Source organism: Pseudomonas sp. GR 6-02 (assembly GCF_001655615.1).
Taxonomy (GTDB): domain Bacteria; phylum Pseudomonadota; class Gammaproteobacteria; order Pseudomonadales; family Pseudomonadaceae; genus Aquipseudomonas.
Map to the genome: position 1 here is coordinate 5,698,680 of NZ_CP011567.1, position 16,274 is coordinate 5,714,953.

Annotated in this window: 12 protein-coding genes; 3 read left to right on the forward strand and 9 right to left on the reverse strand. The window is 61.7% G+C overall.

Annotation, left to right across the window (positions count from 1 at the left end):
• Positions 1–442 precede the first annotated feature (442 nt).
• Genes PGR6_RS25255 through PGR6_RS25280 form a run of 6 tightly spaced genes read right to left on the reverse strand, consistent with a single transcriptional unit; the run spans position 443 to position 10,641 of the window.
• Positions 443–1,249: a YfaP family protein gene (locus PGR6_RS25255; protein ID WP_064620632.1), complete on the reverse strand. Its 807-nt coding sequence runs from the start codon at positions 1,247–1,249 to the stop codon at positions 443–445.
• Positions 1,250–1,252: 3 nt separating this feature from the next.
• Positions 1,253–2,872: a DUF2300 domain-containing protein gene (locus PGR6_RS25260; RefSeq protein WP_064620635.1), complete on the reverse strand. Its 1,620-nt coding sequence runs from the start codon at positions 2,870–2,872 to the stop codon at positions 1,253–1,255.
• Between the two features lies 1 nt (position 2,873).
• Positions 2,874–7,433 (reverse strand): alpha-2-macroglobulin family protein, encoded by a 4,560-nt coding sequence (locus PGR6_RS25265; RefSeq protein ID WP_442963841.1) that lies wholly within the window; start codon positions 7,431–7,433, stop codon positions 2,874–2,876.
• An 11-nt stretch (positions 7,434–7,444) separates the two neighbouring features.
• Positions 7,445–8,110, reverse strand: a complete 666-nt coding sequence (locus tag PGR6_RS25270; protein ID WP_064620638.1) for a DUF1175 domain-containing protein — start codon at positions 8,108–8,110, stop codon at positions 7,445–7,447.
• Positions 8,080–9,801, reverse strand: coding sequence for a DUF2138 domain-containing protein (locus PGR6_RS25275; protein WP_064620641.1), 1,722 nt, complete (start codon positions 9,799–9,801; stop codon positions 8,080–8,082). Before PGR6_RS25275 ends, PGR6_RS25270 begins: the two co-directional genes overlap by 31 nt.
• A gap of 48 nt (positions 9,802–9,849) precedes the next feature.
• Positions 9,850–10,641 carry a YfaP family protein gene (locus PGR6_RS25280; RefSeq protein WP_018925700.1) on the reverse strand — a complete coding sequence of 264 codons (792 nt, stop codon included), beginning with the start codon at positions 10,639–10,641 and terminating at the stop codon, positions 9,850–9,852.
• A 508-nt stretch (positions 10,642–11,149) separates the two neighbouring features.
• Here PGR6_RS25280 and PGR6_RS25285 point away from each other — a divergent pair.
• From PGR6_RS25285 to dxs, 3 genes are all read left to right on the forward strand, one after another.
• Positions 11,150–11,392 carry an exodeoxyribonuclease VII small subunit gene (locus tag PGR6_RS25285; RefSeq protein WP_007894317.1) on the forward strand — a complete coding sequence of 81 codons (243 nt, stop codon included), beginning with the start codon at positions 11,150–11,152 and terminating at the stop codon, positions 11,390–11,392.
• Positions 11,389–12,276, forward strand: a complete 888-nt coding sequence (ispA, locus tag PGR6_RS25290) for a (2E,6E)-farnesyl diphosphate synthase (protein WP_064620644.1) — start codon at positions 11,389–11,391, stop codon at positions 12,274–12,276. The genes PGR6_RS25285 and ispA overlap by 4 nt, the downstream gene beginning before the upstream one ends.
• 91 nt (positions 12,277–12,367) lie before the next feature.
• Entirely contained in the window at positions 12,368–14,266 is a 1,899-nt protein-coding gene (dxs, locus tag PGR6_RS25295; protein WP_018925697.1) for a 1-deoxy-D-xylulose-5-phosphate synthase, read from the forward strand.
• Between the two features lie 55 nt (positions 14,267–14,321).
• Here dxs and PGR6_RS25300 read toward each other — a convergent pair whose 3' ends face one another.
• The 3 genes from PGR6_RS25300 to ribA are packed head-to-tail and all read right to left on the reverse strand — an operon-like array spanning position 14,322 to position 16,155.
• A complete protein-coding gene (locus tag PGR6_RS25300) occupies positions 14,322–15,122 on the reverse strand; it encodes a cobalamin-binding protein (protein WP_064620647.1) in 801 nt (266 codons plus the stop codon).
• Complete coding sequence (locus tag PGR6_RS25305) at positions 15,122–15,541, reverse strand: hypothetical protein (protein ID WP_018925695.1); 420 nt, start codon at positions 15,539–15,541, stop codon at positions 15,122–15,124. The genes PGR6_RS25300 and PGR6_RS25305 overlap by 1 nt, the downstream gene beginning before the upstream one ends.
• A complete protein-coding gene (gene ribA, locus PGR6_RS25310) occupies positions 15,538–16,155 on the reverse strand; it encodes a GTP cyclohydrolase II (RefSeq protein WP_018925694.1) in 618 nt (205 codons plus the stop codon). The genes PGR6_RS25305 and ribA overlap by 4 nt, the downstream gene beginning before the upstream one ends.
• Positions 16,156–16,274: the final 119 nt, after the last annotated feature.

Consider the following 16,274-nt stretch of genomic DNA (forward strand, 5'->3'; position numbering starts at 1 on the left):
CGCCCCACATTTGCGCATCGACCCTTTCCAAGGCTCAGATCGCACCGACAAGGCAGATCACTTTCTCGCCAAGTCCCACAGCCGGACGCAAGATCCGGGTGTACGTTTTGAAGGCTGGCGCGGTTTACCAAAAATAAACCAAGCCAGTCCCCGAGAAGCCGGCCACAAGCCGGCTTTTTAATGCCCGGAATAATCCTGCGCCCTCCCCCGAACCAACCTCAGCCCCCTCATCAAGCACCGCACTCCTTGTAGCAGCTGGCGAAGCCTGCGTCCGGCTGCGAAGCAGTCGTAAAATCAGGCAACCGGTTCTTTCAGGAAGACCGTGTACAGCGGATATGCGAGGACTTCGGTCGAGCGCGACCCCGGCTCGAACGCAGCCTCGCAGGCTCGGCAGCTGCTACGGATTGGATAAAGGTCTCAGCACTGCCGAGACGATCTCCCCTCACGGATAACTAAACCCCTTAACCAACGTCAACTCCCCCACCGCCCGCATCGGCACCAGGAACGTTTCCATCTTTTCATCTGGCGTCCCCTCCTCCGTAATCACTGTCACTTGCGCGGTGGTCAGCGGCTGAACCGCATCCTCCTGACCTTCGTCATCACTGCGATACCCGCCACCGTAGTAGTTCACATACACCAGGTATTGCCCCTTGATCGGCGCGGGCATGGCGAAGATTTCCGGGCCGTAGCCGGTGGTCACGTCCACATCCAGCGCCGCACCATTGGGCGCGACACGGTCGCCGTACCAGATGTGTGCGCCATCGGGGGTGATGAGGTGCAGGTCCAGGTCCGTGCCGTCGCTGTCCCAGGCAAGCAGCACGCGCAATTTGGCTGGGGTGGCGCCGCCGTTGGCGTTGAGGAACTGCGTGCGGTGGCGTTGTTGGCCATCGGGGCTGCGGACTTCAACGCTGTTGCTGCCTTTGGGGAATGAGAACGGGCGGTCGAAGTGACCGGCGGGGTCGATCTTCAGTGGCATGCTGACGCCGTTGACGATCAGCTTGCCGGGTTCATTGCTCTTGGGGGTGGATTGGATCTGGCCGGTAATGCGCGCGGTGTTGGCCTGGCCCACCGGGGTGTTGACCGACGACGCCGGGTAATTGACCGTCTGACGAAAGCTTTCACCTTCGCCTTCAGGGGCGCCGGTACGCCAGCCGCCAATGGGCGTATCAAGTTTGACGGCGGCAAATGTCGCTGGCAGTACGCAAAAAGCGCAAAGCAACAGCAAGACCTGTGGATAACGGAGTTTCATGGCCTATTCCAGCAAGAGGTGACGGGCGAGCCCTTCGATGTAGGTTTCATCCTGGCCGTTAGGGTGTGCTTCGAAGGCCAGGTGCAGGTATTCGTGGGTCAGATCGAGGCGGTCTTGCAACGACAGCACGCCGCGTACGTAGATGCGCTGGCGTTCGCGGTCGACAAACGGACGACCAAAGGCCAGGCGGCAGACCGCAAAGGTGCTGACTTCGTTGTAGCCGACTTCGCTTTCGAGTCGTTGGCGCCAGCCGCGGCGCTGGTTTTGCAGCCAGTCTTGCGCGGCGGGCAGCGCTTCGCAGGAGGCGACCGGGTTGTCCCAGCGACTGAGGCTGGCGCGCGGGTAGGCATGCAGCAGGATGGCGTCGTAGCGTTGGCCGGCATTGGCTTGTTCGACGGCTTGCTGCCAGGAGAGTTTGTCCGGCCCCGGTTGGTCGGAGTGATAGGTGACGTTGCTGCCTGCGAGAACCAGATCGCTGGTCCACGAGGCGATTTTGCGCGACTCAGTGGCGGCCGGACGTGGCGCGACGCGCTGTCGACTGCTGCTGTCATCGATGCTCAGACAGTCGCCGTTGCGAGTGGCATTTTGCAGCAGGTAGGTGCGGATCGCGACGGCCAGGGCTTTGGCCGCTTCGACGGGTTCAGGCCTGGCTTCGCGCTGCAGGACGCGGGCGACGTATTCTTCACGATCGAGGCGGGCGATGAGTTTGTCTTTGAGCAAGAACAACTCGCCGTCGCTGTGGATATCGAGTTGATTGCCGTTGGCGAACTCGACGCGGTAGTCGCCTTGCAAAGGGCCGGGCGCTATAACGCGATCCCCCGACAACACGCGTTTCAGTGGATAACGCGCGAACAGACCGACCTCAACACACTTCCCTGCCTCGGCTGGCCACGACGAGGGCAGCACCGTCGCCAGCGCCTGACCATAATGGCGCAACACCATTTGGCTGGTGCCGCGCCCACCGGCCCAGATCGGCGTGCCGTCTACCGTCCAGCCCGCGAATCCGCCTTGGCGCGACGAAGGATCCTGATCCCCCAGCCAGCTCCAGGTTTTCACCCGCAACCGACCACCGAGTTCACCCACGACATTGCCATCCGCGGCATTGAGCACCACATCGAGCAACACCCTTCGCGCCTGATCCTGCGCCGGCATCACGGCCAACACCTTCAACAACTCCGCCACCGAAACCCGGGTCTGCGGTTGCAACGACGGCAAATCCAGCAACCATTTCGGCGCTTGTCTGGCCTGCCAATACTCGCGCCACTGTGCGCCGGCAATGCCCAGGCGCGCAGGCTCAAAGTACAAGCCGCAGGACTTCACCAACGCCTGATCACGCCCGATCGTGCCGCCCGCCGTGCAGCAATAAACTTCTTCCTTCGATTGCCCGCGACATTCATAAGCGGGCTCGCGCGCGCCGGTGTCCACCAGCCAGCCGTAGACAAACAGCTTCCACAAGCTGCCCAGCGGCGTCTGCAAGTCATCAGGCAATGGCTCACGCGAGATCACCTGAGTCTGGCTCAACGCAAGCAATTCACCCTTGAAGCCCAGGCGCAACGGCTCGTCCTGCGCTGTCGCCAGCGCAGGAATCAAACACAGCAGTAACCAGACCAGAGGCCGGGTCATGTCAATTGACCGTGACCTGGCCAAGCGCCTGCTTCTGTTCCTGAGCCTGGTGCTGTGGCGCGTAGACCTGCGTGAAGCGCACCGGCGGCAGGTTGAACTGGCCTTTTTGCGAGAAGCGCACCAGATGACGCAGGCGCAACTCACCGCTCAGCGCATCCACTGGCACCGCATAGGCCATTTGCCCCGGCTCGAAACGGGCCTTCTCCAGCGAGGTCGGCTCGGTGCCGGCCTTGCCCATCAGCTTGATGCCCCACGTGGTGCGCTCGACGTCCGCACCCGGTGGCAGCGGCACTTCGAGCATGCCGTAGCGCAGCGGTTTCGCGGCTTTGCTGGTGATGATCACTTCGTCCAGGTACAGGCTGTCGCTGGACAACGGCTTGGTGCCGACCGCTTCGAGTTTGAATTCGAACGCTTCATCACCCGGCACCAGACGCGACAGGCGACGGGTGATGGTCACAGCCATCGGATCGATTGCCGGTTGTTTGGTCTGGAAGCTCAACATGGCGCGTAGCGGGCGCTCTTGCGTCCCGGTCAGCGACAATGCCGCCGGCACTGGCGAAGAGCCCTGCCACGTCCAATACATCTCACCGGTATCACTGTAACGTTTCTTCCAGCCCTCACCCGGTGCCAGTGCGATGGTCGGAGAGGCCTGCTCGATGCTGCGTTGCAACCAGGTCAGCGCCAACGCGCGTTCCAGGGTCGATTGCTGTGGCAACAGGCGTTGCAACAACGCTTGTGCATGAGCCTGATCGAAAGTCTGCAGCGACAGGTTCAGGGCTTCGACAAACGGTTGAGCGCTGGCGGCCACTTGCTGTTGCGCAGCATCCACTTGACGGCTGAATGCCGGCGGCAGATTGACCTTGGCCTGACGCGCCAAAGACGCGGTCAACACCCGAGCACTGGCCAGCCCCAAGGCCGAATCCGGATCGTTCATGACCAGGCTCTCTGCGCCATCGTCCATCACGCTCGCGGCATTGCCTTCGCCGGCTTTCACCAGGTCGTCGATCAAACCGCTGAGCAGCGTGTTCACCGGCAATTGCATCTGTTTGGCAAACGACAGAATCAACGCCCGCTGCAACAGTGGTGTGTTCTGCGCCTGTTTCGCGTACACCTCCAACACCCGCTGCCAGTGCTCCGGCGGCAGGCTCAGTTCCAGCACTTTGCTGGCGTGCCAGTCGGCGTAATAGGCGTAAGCGGTGAGGAATGCATCCGGCTCGCCGTCAAAGCCCCACCAAGTGAAGCACGCCGACGGCCCGGCCATTTGCACCAGACGCAGGCGGCTGTTCTGCATGATCAAACGCAAGCGATCACGGATCTGTGGGTTCGACGACAGCGTTGGATAGGCGATGCTCAGCGGCAGCAGACGGCTAGCGGTTTGTTCGACGCCGCCATACGGATAGCTCAGCAGATCGTCGAGGGCCGAACGGAACACCGCTTGCGGGCTGTCATCCAGACGCAGGCGAATATCCGTGGCGTCCGCCGGCAAGGTCAACGGCGTGTCGCCGCTGACCGCGTCCAGGCTTTGGCTCTGGGTCACCTGCCAGCCTTCGCCAGTCGCGGTCAGGCGTACGGCTAATGCATCAGCGGTTTTGCCATCCTGCACCAGCTCGGCGGTCCAATCGCCATTGGCCAATGTGAATGCCGGCAATGGGACGTAGTTGACGCCGTTGTTCAGTGTGACCGGCACACGTTGCTCGGCACCGGCGTAATGAATCACCAGCTCAGCCTTGACCGGTTTCTCGGCCTGACTGAAAGCGAATACGCCAAGATCCGGTTTGTCGCCGTTACGGAATTTGGTCGGGCCGCTCCACTTCAGGTACAGCGGTTTTTCCGAGCGCACGAATTGCTTCTTCTGCCCGACCTGACCGTCATCGGCGATGGCGCGGGCGGTGATGCGCCAGCGGGTCAAGGAGTCCGGCATCTTGAAGGTGAAGCGGGTCTTGCCGTTGGCGTCGGTGATCAATTCCGGCTGCCACGCGGCGGTGTCGACGTCTTCACGACGCGGCCGCTCCAGCACTTTCACCCCACGCTCGCTGCGGTTGGCTTTGCCCGGCGCACCCGGGCTGCCCGGCAGTGCCACGTCGTAGCTGATGAACGACAAACTGGCGCTGGTGCGCACGTTGTTGCGGCGCGGGTGGTAGAAGAACTGGTCGATGGTCGGCGCCACTTCCGGTTGCAGCGCGTAGATCATTTCGTCGACCACGCTGACCGTCAGGTGCGCCGGAATCGGCTTGCCGGCGAACTGGGTGGTGAGGTCCACGGACACGGTATCGCCGGGTTGATACGCCTCTTTGTCGGTAGTGATCGCCACATCGATCTGTGGCGCGACCACCTTGATACCGGCGTTCTGGAAGCTGTACTGACCGCCCTTGGTGTAGAGCACGGAGAACGTCAGGTTCGGCGCGAAGTTGTCCTTCACCGCGATGCGCGCGCGGTATTGGGTGTCGCTGAGTTTTTCCATCTTCAGCCAGTCGGCGCCCTTGGACAGCAACGCCGTGGCCTCGACCTTGTCGCGCTCGAGCGACAACAACGCATCGCTGACCGGCTCGGGGAAGGTGATCAACGCGAGGGCTTCGTCACCAGCCTTGTACTCGGGTTGGTCGAGGACGATTTCCACGGTGCCGGGCACGGCTTTGACGCCATCACCCGTGACCGAATGACCGGTCGCACCAAGCACGCGGCCATGATCATCCTTCAGCGTCAGGTTGTAAGTACCCGGACGGTCGAAGGCCAGGCTGAAGCCTTTGTCCTTGGCGGCGAGTTTTCCTTCACCAGTGGTCTGATCTTCGAGTCGCACCCAGCTGTAGCTGCTCGGGTTGACCGCTTTGCTCTGCTCGCTGCCACCTTCATTGGCGTAGCTGAAGGCAACCTTGTCGCCCACCGCGCTGAACCGTTGCGGCGCGCTCAGGCGGAAACTGGCGGCACCACGGTCGATGAGGATTTCCTTGGTGGTCTTGACCCGGTACGCCGCGCCATCACTGGCGAACACGGTGAGCATGTAGCGGCTCGGTTTCTCGGCGGCGGGCAGGTCAAGCGTCGCGTTGCCCTTGGCGTCGGTGGTCAGTTCGGCGCTGGTCAGCTCCACCGGGAATTGCCCCAGGTATTGCAGTTCGTTATCGACCATCGACAACTGCTGGGCGCGCAGGCTCAGGCTCACCTTGGCGTCGGCCACCGGTTTACCGTCCGGGTACAACAACACCAGGCTGCCTTTGACCGGCTCGCCGGTACGGTAATCCTGCTTGGCCAGGTTCAGGGAGATCTCGAAGTGCGGCTTGATGTACTCAGCCACGCGGAAGGCGCTGCTGTAGGCCTGATCCTTGTAGCTGAAACGCAGCTCATAACCGCCCGCCACCGCATTGTCCGGCAACTGGAAACGGCCCTGGGTGCCGGCCTTGGAATCGAGCTTCAACGCCAACGACTGCAGCGCAGTACCGGTGGCATCGAGCACCGTCACATTGACATCGGCAGCGGTCGGCGCCACGGAATCCCGGGCATTCTTGAACTCGCGACCAACGATTTTCAACGACACCCAATCACCCGGCCGGTACAGCGGTCGATCGGTAAACGCATAGAGTTTGGTGTCGTAGATTTCGCTGTCGTAATAGAAGTTCTCGGAGACGAACACCCCGCCCTCTTCGTCCTCGCCGATCACGAACGAGCGCTCCGGGCTGACGTGTTTCAAGCGCAGCAAACCATCGGCATCGGTCGCGCCACTGCTCATCACGCCCAAGCCATCGGTCCACAGCACATTAACCTTGGGCACCGAACTGCCCTCGTGTTTGCGCGCGGCCCACACCAGCAATTCATCACCGGCAATCTTGCTCACGGCCACGGTGTTGGAGACGAACACCATGGTGGTCGCGCGGTACTTGCCGATCAGCGCTTCCACCAGATACAGGCCCGGTTTCAGGTTGCCCAACGGGATGTACACGTTGCCCGGCGAGACGCTGACGAACTCACTGGAAGAACCAACCAGTTTCACGCCTTCAGGCGGCTGGATCGGTTTGGCTTGCCATAGCGGATAACGGAATTGGCTGACCACCGGCAGGCCCGGAATCAAAGCAAATTGTGGCTGGGCGTCGTAGGGCGTTGGCGCGGCGATGGCGGTACCCATCTTCAGTTCCGGCACTTCCTCGGTGACTTGTTTACGCGACTCGTAGGAAAACGCCCGCTGCATCACCCGACGGGATTTGCGGTACCAGTTGTCCCACAGGTACGCGAGGGTGTTCGACAGGCCTTCGCCCTTGAACTGGCCGTCGCTGACCACACGGTGCAAGTTCTTCTGGCGCTTGAGGAAATCCAGCGGCTTGTCGATGCGATACACCCGAATGTCCGCACCGCCGTAAGGCTCCATGCGGAACCGGCGATAGTCACGACCCGGCGCTTCGAGGCGTACCACCGCTTGTTCGTCGCTGGCGAAACTGCTGTCGGCCAACAGGAAAAAGCTTTCACCGGCTACCGGCGTATAGCCGCTCGGCTCGACGGTGTCTTCGGCGTTGACTGCCGACAGCGGCAGAACCAACGCAAGCAAAAGAGGCAGTTTTGAGCAAATGCGCAGCATGCGGGCACCGATCATTGGGAGAGAAAGTTCAGTCGATAGACGCCGATGAAGTTGGGGTTGGCTGCGTCGGGTATCCATCGGGTGTCCTTCCATGTCATGAGTTGCTGCAGGCTTGCGGAGCGCATGCCGTTGTCGGTGGGGGTGGTGGTGCCGGTGTGATAGGCGATGAAGCGGCCCATCCAGATCATCAGGTGCTGGTCATCGCCCTGATCGAAAAACATCAGGTCGCCGGGCCGGGCCTGGGCCAGGTCGCGGCCGACCAGATGACTGTTGAACTGAATCAGTTTGATCGCGTTGACGTAGGGCCCGACCTTGCCGCCGCCCTGCTGCCATTGCTGGGCGAGGCCGCGTTGGGCGTCACTCAGTTGCAACTCCGGCGGCAGGTAGCGGTTGGACAGGCCATTGCTGCGCAGCCATTTGTCGTCATGGACTTTCAGCGCTTCGTTGGCGGCAAACCGCACCAGCCCGGCGCAGTCCTGCTGATACCAGCGCGGGCTCGGGCCTTGGGTCAATTGTTCCTGGGCGATGCGCACGAACCAGGCACGGAATACCTGGGATTGCTGCGGGTCGAGCGCGGCGGCTTCGCTGGCGAATGTGCGGGTCCCCAGCAGCAACGCCAGCAAGCCGAGGCCTCGGATGAGTGCGGTCACAGGGCTTTCCACTCCAGCGGCAGCCATTGCCAATGGCCGTCGGGCTCGCTGCCTTTGGGCAAGGTCAGGGCGTATTTGCCGTAGCCGCCAAGGGTGCGCAGTTTCGGGATCAGGTAGGTTTGCGCGGCGTTGTAGAACACCGGTTCCATGTCCTGCGGCAGGCTGTCGAGGGTTTCCTGCTGCATCAGTTGCGCCATGGAGTCGGGGCCGAAATAGATCGGCATCAGCAGGTCTTTCGGCAGCACGTCAGCCAGCGGCGGGAAGCGTTTGTCGAGGGTGCCCAGCGCTTTGTCGACGAGTTTGTCGTCGAGGGAGAACAGCAGCGTCGAACCGTGGCGCGCCAGACTGACGCGCATGAAGGCTTTGCCGGTGATCGCGTCCGGCTGCTCGGCATCCTTGGCCTTATAGGGGCCGAAGTTGGAGCTGACCTGGCGCTGCCACTGGTGGGTTTTACCGTCCTGTTTCTCGACCACCGGGAATGCGTGCTCGGCAACATTGCCTTCGTAGGCACCGACCATCGAGCCGAACAGGTTGCCCAAGTCACCGTCGAGTTTGGCACTGTCATCGTCATTCAGGCTGGCCACCAGCAGCGGCGTGTACAGCCGCGAATCGGCGTACCAGCACAGGCCGGCGGCACCGGCCATATGTTCGGTCAGGGCCTGGGCCACGGACTCTTCGGCGCCAAGTTTCACCAGCAGCGGTTTCTGTTGTTCGGCGGCCAACGGCAAGGCCACGCAAGCGCTGGCGCCCATCGGCATGGCTTGCCAGATCGGTTTGAAGTCGAAGTCCGGCTGCTTGTCCAGTTCGTCCATGGCGAGGAAGCTGTGCCAGCCCTTGTCATCCATGTCGAAACGCAGGCCGGCAAAGTTCGGGATGAAGCGCTGATAACCCATGGCCAACACGCTGGAGTTGACCGAGAGGCGTTGTTTTACCTCGGGCGCACGCGGCGGCAGGCCGAAGGCTTCGGGGAACAGTTTGTCGCCGTTGAGCAAGGCGGCAATCGCCTTGGTCGAAACGCCGCCGGTTTCCTCCAAAGCCCCGTTATCCGGGTCGTAGAGTTTGGCCGGATTGGACAGCACCACCAATTTGTCGCCATGGGAAGCAAACACCAACGACTTGCTGGCGTTGTAGTTGAGCTGATAGAGGGTGACGGCGTCGGCACCGACTTTCACTTCGCCGAGCTTGCTCAGTTGCGAATCATCCAGCGCCACTTTCGCCAAAGGCTCCAGCACCTTGGCCAGTCCGCCGCGATCCATCACCAACAGGAAATCCTTGAGACGCCCATCCGCCCCACGCCACAGCGCCACATCCGCCGGTTGGTCGAAGAGCTGCTCGATCAGGCTGTCCTGCAGCTTCAGGTCATGCTCGTAAATAATCCGCCGCAGACTGCCAATCAAACCGAGACGGTCGGCGTGAGCTTCGTAATAGAAGACGAAATCTTCGGTCAGGGTTTCCTTGAGGAACGGCACGGCCAGCAAATCCTTGGGCAGCTGACTCAAGGAATGGGTTTCGAGCAGACCGTCCGGCCGGCTCATGCCCAGTTTGTCACTGGCCAATTGCGCAGGCGGGGCCTTGGGTTTGTGCAGGAACCAGCCCAATCCGCCCGCCACGCCGGCCACCAGGCATAGCCCGATCACCAGCGCTGGCCAGCGGCGAGGAGGTTTGGCAGCGGGTGCGGCGGCCGGGGAAGCTGCTGGTGGAATCGTGTTATCACTCATGTTCACGCTCATTTTCACAAGGCTGAATTCAACCGTGGTGCGGGATGTTTAATAGTTGAAAGTCTTGACCAGCAGCAGGTCGCCGATCGCCCGCAAGGGCACGATGAACGTCTCGCGTTTTTCGTCGACGGTGTTTTCATTGAGCACCAGATTGATTTGCGAGGTGATCACCTCGTTCTGGTTGCTGTTCTCATCGAAGTTATAGCCGCCACTGCCGTAGTTGCCCCAATAGTTCACGTAAACCAGATAGGTGCCGTGCATCGGCGCAGTCATGGTGAACATTTCAGGGCCAGGGCCATCGACCCCGTCCGGGTCCAGCCCACCGCCGTTGCTCATCGCCGGACTGGCCCAGAACGCGTGCTGGCCGTCGGGGGTAATGATGTGCAGGTCGAGTTCGGCCTTGGGATCGTCCCAGCCCAGCACCACGCGAATCCGCGCCGGGGTGCGCAGGTTATTGGCTTCATAGAATTGAACGCGCTTGAGCGACTTGCCCTCGGAACTGCGCACTTCGACGCTGTTGGAACCGGCGCCGAACGCATACGGGCGGGCAAAACGCCCTTGATCGTCGGTGTACAGATTCAGGGGATTGCCGTTGACCGCCAGGCTGTGGGGCGGACGGAGCGTGCCGAGGGCCTTGAGCTGGCCTTCGATCATTGTGCGATTGCGCTGCACGCCCCGGTCGATGGGCGGTGTGGGATAGGCGACGCGAGGGTTTTCACTGCGGTCCAGCAAGCCGTGATAGCGCCAACCACCCACCGGTTCCGATAGCTCGGCCGTGGGCTCGGCCCGCGCCACTTGAGCGCAGACCAGCGTAATCAGCAGTGAAAGAACCCAACGCATGTGACGCCTCCTGCCATGCATAACGAAACCTGGCGCCTGATCCTCGGCGCGTTACAGATCAAAAAAACTGCGTTTCGTCAGAAGACCCTGAATATAGGGTCGTTGAAGGCGCGAAGATTAGCCATTCGGCAGTTTTTTAACAATCAGATACATCTATATTTGCGGTGAGAATCACGGTGTTTGTTGGGCGTGAGCCGAATAGCGATCTTATTCGGCTCATAAAGTGAGCCGAATAATCCACACAACCTATATAGACGACATACATCTGTGGCGAGGGAGCTTGCTCCCGCTGGGTAGCGTAGCGGCCCCAAAACCATACATCGCGTTTATTCAGGCCTACCGCGTCCAGAGGCTCGCGACTGCTGCGCAGCCGAACGGGAGCAAGCTCCCTCGCCCCAAGGTGTGTTGTCACCCCGGAACTGCTGCTCCAAATGGCCCAGCTCATTTGCCCATACCCCCCATGTCTGCTAGTGTCGCGCCGGTTTAACGTCAACCGGAAATAGCCGCCATGGCCCGCAAAAAAGCTGCACTGGATTTCGAACAATCCCTCGCTGACCTGCAAACGCTGGTGGAGCGTCTGGAGAACGGCGAATTGTCGCTGGAAGACTCGCTGACCGCTTTCGAGCAGGGCATCGGGCTGACCCGTGATTGCCAGGCGGCGCTGGCCCAGGCCGAGCAGAAGGTTCAAGTGCTGCTCGAGCGTGATGGCGAGTTGGCCGAGGAACCCTTCGACGCGGATCAGCCAGAATGATTGCAGCGTATTCGGCAGCCAGCCAGGCCCGCGTCAATGCAGCACTGGAAACCCTGTTCAACCCGCCGAGCCCTGAGCTCGCCCGCCTCTATGAAGCCATGCGCTACAGCGTGATGAATGGCGGCAAGCGTGTACGTCCGCTGCTGGCCTACGCCGCGTGTGAAGCGCTGGGCGGCAAGGCCGAGCAAGCCAACGGCGCAGCCTGCGCGGTTGAGCTGATCCATGCCTATTCGCTGGTGCACGACGATTTGCCGGCCATGGACGATGACGACCTGCGTCGTGGCCAGCCGACCACCCACAAGAAATTCGACGAAGCCTGCGCGATTCTCGCCGGCGACGGTTTGCAGAGCCTGGCCTTCAGCGCCCTGCTCGACCCACGCCTGAGCTCGTCGGATACCGAAACCCGGCTGCAGATGGTCAGCGCCCTGGCGCTGGCGGCAGGCCCGGCGGGCATGGTCGGCGGGCAAGCCATCGATCTTGGCTCGGTGGGACTGAAGCTCGATCAAAAAGCCCTTGAATACATGCATCGGCACAAGACCGGCGCGTTGATCGAAGTCAGCGTCAAACTCGGTGCCCTGGCCAGTGGCCGTGCCGAGAAGGACGAACTGAAGTCGCTGCAAAGTTATGCACAGGCCATCGGCCTGGCATTTCAGGTCCAGGACGACATTCTCGACGTCGAAAGTGACACCGCCACCCTAGGTAAACGCCAGGGCGCCGACATCGCCCGGGACAAGCCGACCTACCCGGCGCTGCTCGGTCTCGACGTGGCCAAGGCCTACGCTCTGGAACTGCGCGACCAGGCCCTGCACGCGCTGCGACCGTTTGACGCGGCAGCCGAGCCCTTGCGCGATCTGGCCCGGTACATCGTTGACCGCCGCAACTGACGGCGTATCCGCCAAAAAAGACCAACGCGTGGGCAGGGGGCGATGCATCAGGTAAACTGCCGCATCTTTTATACCTATAACGATTCGCCTGATGCCCACGACGTTTCATGAGATTCCCCGTAAGCGCCCGACCACGCCCCTGCTCGACCGTGCCAACACGCCGGACGGCCTGCGCCGGTTAGGCGAAGCCGAGCTGGAAACCCTGGCTGATGAGTTGCGCCTGGAATTGCTCTACACGGTCGGCCAGACCGGTGGGCATTTCGGTGCCGGCCTGGGCGTGATCGAGCTGACCATCGCGTTGCACTACGTTTTCGACACCCCGGACGACCGGCTGGTGTGGGACGTGGGTCATCAGGCCTATCCGCACAAAATCCTCACCGGCCGTCGCGCGCGCATGAGCACCCTGCGCCAGAAGGATGGCATCGCCGCCTTCCCGCGTCGTTCCGAGAGCGAGTACGACACCTTTGGCGTCGGCCACTCCAGCACCTCGATCAGCGCAGCGCTGGGCATGGCGATTGCCGCCCGCCTGCAACACAGTGATCGCAAGGCGATCGCGGTGATCGGCGACGGCGCACTGACCGCCGGCATGGCCTTCGAGGCGCTGAACCACGCGCCGGAAGTGGACGCCAACATGCTGGTGATCCTCAACGACAACGACATGTCGATCTCGCGCAACGTCGGCGGGTTGTCGAACTATCTGGCGAAAATCCTTTCCAGCCGCACTTACGCGAGCATGCGCGAAGGCAGCAAAAAGGTCCTGTCGCGCCTGCCCGGCGCCTGGGAAATCGCCCGTCGCACGGAAGAATATGCCAAAGGCATGCTGGTCCCAGGCACGCTGTTCGAAGAGCTGGGCTGGAACTACATCGGCCCGATCGATGGCCACGACCTGCCGACCCTGATCGCCACCCTGCGCAACATGCGCGATCTGAAAGGCCCGCAATTCCTGCACGTGGTCACCAAGAAAGGCAAAGGCTTCGCCCCGGCGGAAGTCGACCCGATCGGTTACCACGCCATTACCAAACTCGAACCGCTGGACGCTCCGGCCGCCGCGCCGAAAAAAGCCAGCGGGCCGAAATATTCCGGTGTGTTTGGTGAGTGGCTGTGCGACATGGCGGCGGCCGATCCGCGTCTGGTCGGGATCACCCCGGCGATGAAGGAAGGCTCCGATCTGGTGGCCTTCAGTGAACGCTTCCCGACGCGCTATTTCGACGTGGCGATTGCCGAGCAACACGCCGTGACCCTGGCAGCCGGCATGGCCTGTGAAGGCGCCAAACCGGTGGTGGCGATCTATTCGACCTTCCTGCAACGCGGTTACGACCAGCTGATTCATGACGTCGCGGTACAAAACCTCGACGTACTGTTCGCCATCGACCGCGCCGGCCTGGTGGGCGAAGACGGCCCGACGCACGCAGGCAGCTTCGACCTGTCGTTCCTGCGTTGCATCCCCGGCATGCTGGTAATGACCCCGAGCGACGAAAACGAACTGCGCAAAATGCTCAGCACCGGCCACCTGTACAACGGCCCGGCGGCGGTGCGTTACCCGCGTGGCACCGGCCCGAATGCACCGATCGCGAAAGACCTCGAACCGATTGAAATCGGCAAGGGCGTGGTTCGTCGCCAGGGCAGCACAGTCGCCCTGCTGGTGTTCGGCGTGCAACTGGCCGAGGCACTGAAAGTCGCCGAGAAGCTGGATGCGACGGTCGTCGACATGCGTTTCGTCAAACCGCTCGACGAAGCACTGGTTCGCGAAATCGCCGGCAGTCACCAATTGCTGGTGACCGTCGAAGAGAACGCGATCATGGGCGGCGCCGGTGGCGCGGTCAGCGAGTTCCTCGCCCGCGAGAACATCCTCAAGTCGGTGCTGCACCTGGGCTTGCCAGACATCTATGTCGAACACGCCAAGCCTGCGCAAATGCTCGCCGAATGCGGGCTGGATGAAGCCGGGATCGAAGAGGCGGTGCGTCAGCGCCTGCAATTGCTGAATATCTGATCCTCTGGCTACATGCAAAACCCTGCGGCGAGGGAGCTTGCTCCCTCGCCACAGGTTAAAGATCGGGTGCGATCAACTGACAGAGCTTGGCCGTCGCTTCGATCATCTGCCCACTCGGTCGTTCCAGGCCTTTATCCGTCACCAACAGCAATTGCCCCTGCGCCACCGCCGTCACCTGGGGCCAGGCCTTCCACGCCTCGAGCTGCGCCTGATCGCTGGCCAGAATCACCTCGGGGTTGCGCTGCAACACCGCCTCCACACTGACCTGCGGTGCAGGCTGTGGCAGATCGGCAAACACATTGCTTGCCCCGCAAACCTGTAGCGCATCGCTGATGATCTGCCCACCGCCCACGGTGTACAGCGGCCGATCCCAGACTTGATAAAACACCCGCAGCGGCTCGTCCCTTCGATAGCGCTGGCGCAGGGAGTCGAGTCGCTGACGCAGTTTTTTGGCCAATGCAACGCCCCGCTCCGCTCGCCCGAATTGCGTGGCTATCGCTTCGATCTGCACAGTGAGTTGTTCGAGGTTATGAGGTTCGGCGACGTAGGTGGGGATGCTCAGCCGCTTGAGCTGTTCACGTTGAGCCGGCCCCACACTGCCCGGCCAGAGCAGCAGTAAATCAGGTTTGAGGCTGAGCAACCGTTCGATGTCCAACTGACCGTAGCGGCCCACCGAAGGAATATCTTTGAGCTCGGCCGGACGCTCACCGGCATCCAGCACACCGACCAGCAGGTCAGCCGAATTCAGTTCAATCACGATTTCGGAAAGCGACGGTGCCAGGCTGACAACCCGCTCGGCCGCAGCTGCCGGACCACCGATGGCCAGCAACAGGACTGCCAGCCAGACGCAGCGCATCAGCCGAGTTGACGCGGGATACGGTAGAGGTAGAACAGCACCACCGTCGACAACGCCAGCAGCATCAGCGGCACGGCTTCCAGACCAACGAAGACTGCCAGTGCGCCGATCCAGGCGGGCAGGCCAGCGACCAGAAACGCAGCACGGCGTTTCGCGGCCAGGGCGATCCAGGCGGCGGGTTCTTCAGGGGTATCGAGGGCTTTTTGGGTCGCGATCAGCGCATGTTTGTAACCGCCAAAGAACTTCAGGCTGACAAACATCGACGCCACACCGGCAATGAAAAACGGCATGGCCAGCACCGGCAGAATCGCCTCGCTTTGGCCGAATAAGCCATTGACCACGAACAGCGGCAGCAAGGCCAACGCCAGATATTGCCACCAGTTGACGGCCAGTCGTCGCCGTACCTGACCGCGGGTCACGCCCTGTCAGCCTCGCCCTGGTGCTCGTTGCCCATCATGTGGTCGAGCTTGCTGGCCTTGGTCGCCAGGTAGAGTTTGTTATGCGGGTTGTGCCCGGTATGCAACGGCACGCGCTCGGCCACCACAATGCCCATGTCGGTCAAGGCTTTGACCTTGCGTGGGTTGTTGGTCATCAGACGCAGGGACTTCACGCCCAGGTGCTCCAGCATTGGCAGGCACATGGCGTAGTCGCGCTGATCGGCGGCGAAACCCAGACGCTCGTTGGCTTCAACGGTGTCAGCACCGCCGTCCTGCAATTCATAAGCGCGGATCTTGTTCAGCAGGCCAATGCCACGGCCTTCCTGACGCAAGTAGAGCAATACGCCACGGCCTTCACGGGCGATCGCCTGCAACGCCGCCTCGAGTTGCGAACCGCAGTCGCAACGCTGGCTGAACAAGGCATCGCCGGTCAGGCATTCGGAGTGCAACCGGCCGAGTACCGGTGCACCGTCGGCGATCTCACCCAGACTCAACACCACGTGCTCGCGCCCGTTCTCTTCATCGAGAAAGCCGTGCATGGTGAATTGCGCAAAAGGCGTTGGCAGCTTGGAAGCGGCGACAAAAACGACAGGCACCGGTGTGCTCCTGATCTATAAGTACTGAAGATTCGCAGAGGCGGCATTGTAACAGCACGTTCCTACAGACGCTTAGGCTGAATTATCGGCCATAACGATCAAAAAGTTTGATATCTGCC

Bases quoted from the DNA above. Each gene is read 5' to 3' on its own strand.
- PGR6_RS25260 (WP_064620635.1), bottom strand. From the start codon at position 2,872: ATGACCCGGCCTCTGGTCTGGTTACTGCTGTGTTTGATTCCTGCGCTG.
- PGR6_RS25300 (WP_064620647.1), bottom strand. From the start codon at position 15,122: ATGCGCTGCGTCTGGCTGGCAGTCCTGTTGCTGGCCATCGGTGGTCCG.
- PGR6_RS25275 (WP_064620641.1), bottom strand. From the start codon at position 9,801: ATGAGTGATAACACGATTCCACCAGCAGCTTCCCCGGCCGCCGCACCC.
- dxs (WP_018925697.1), top strand. From the start codon at position 12,368: ATGCCCACGACGTTTCATGAGATTCCCCGTAAGCGCCCGACCACGCCC.
- PGR6_RS25270 (WP_064620638.1), bottom strand. From the start codon at position 8,110: ATGGCTGCCGCTGGAGTGGAAAGCCCTGTGACCGCACTCATCCGAGGC.
- PGR6_RS25285 (WP_007894317.1), top strand. From the start codon at position 11,150: ATGGCCCGCAAAAAAGCTGCACTGGATTTCGAACAATCCCTCGCTGAC.
- PGR6_RS25265 (WP_442963841.1), bottom strand. From the start codon at position 7,433: ATGCTGCGCATTTGCTCAAAACTGCCTCTTTTGCTTGCGTTGGTTCTG.
- PGR6_RS25255 (WP_064620632.1), bottom strand. From the start codon at position 1,249: ATGAAACTCCGTTATCCACAGGTCTTGCTGTTGCTTTGCGCTTTTTGC.
- ispA (WP_064620644.1), top strand. From the start codon at position 11,389: ATGATTGCAGCGTATTCGGCAGCCAGCCAGGCCCGCGTCAATGCAGCA.
- PGR6_RS25280 (WP_018925700.1), bottom strand. From the start codon at position 10,641: ATGCGTTGGGTTCTTTCACTGCTGATTACGCTGGTCTGCGCTCAAGTG.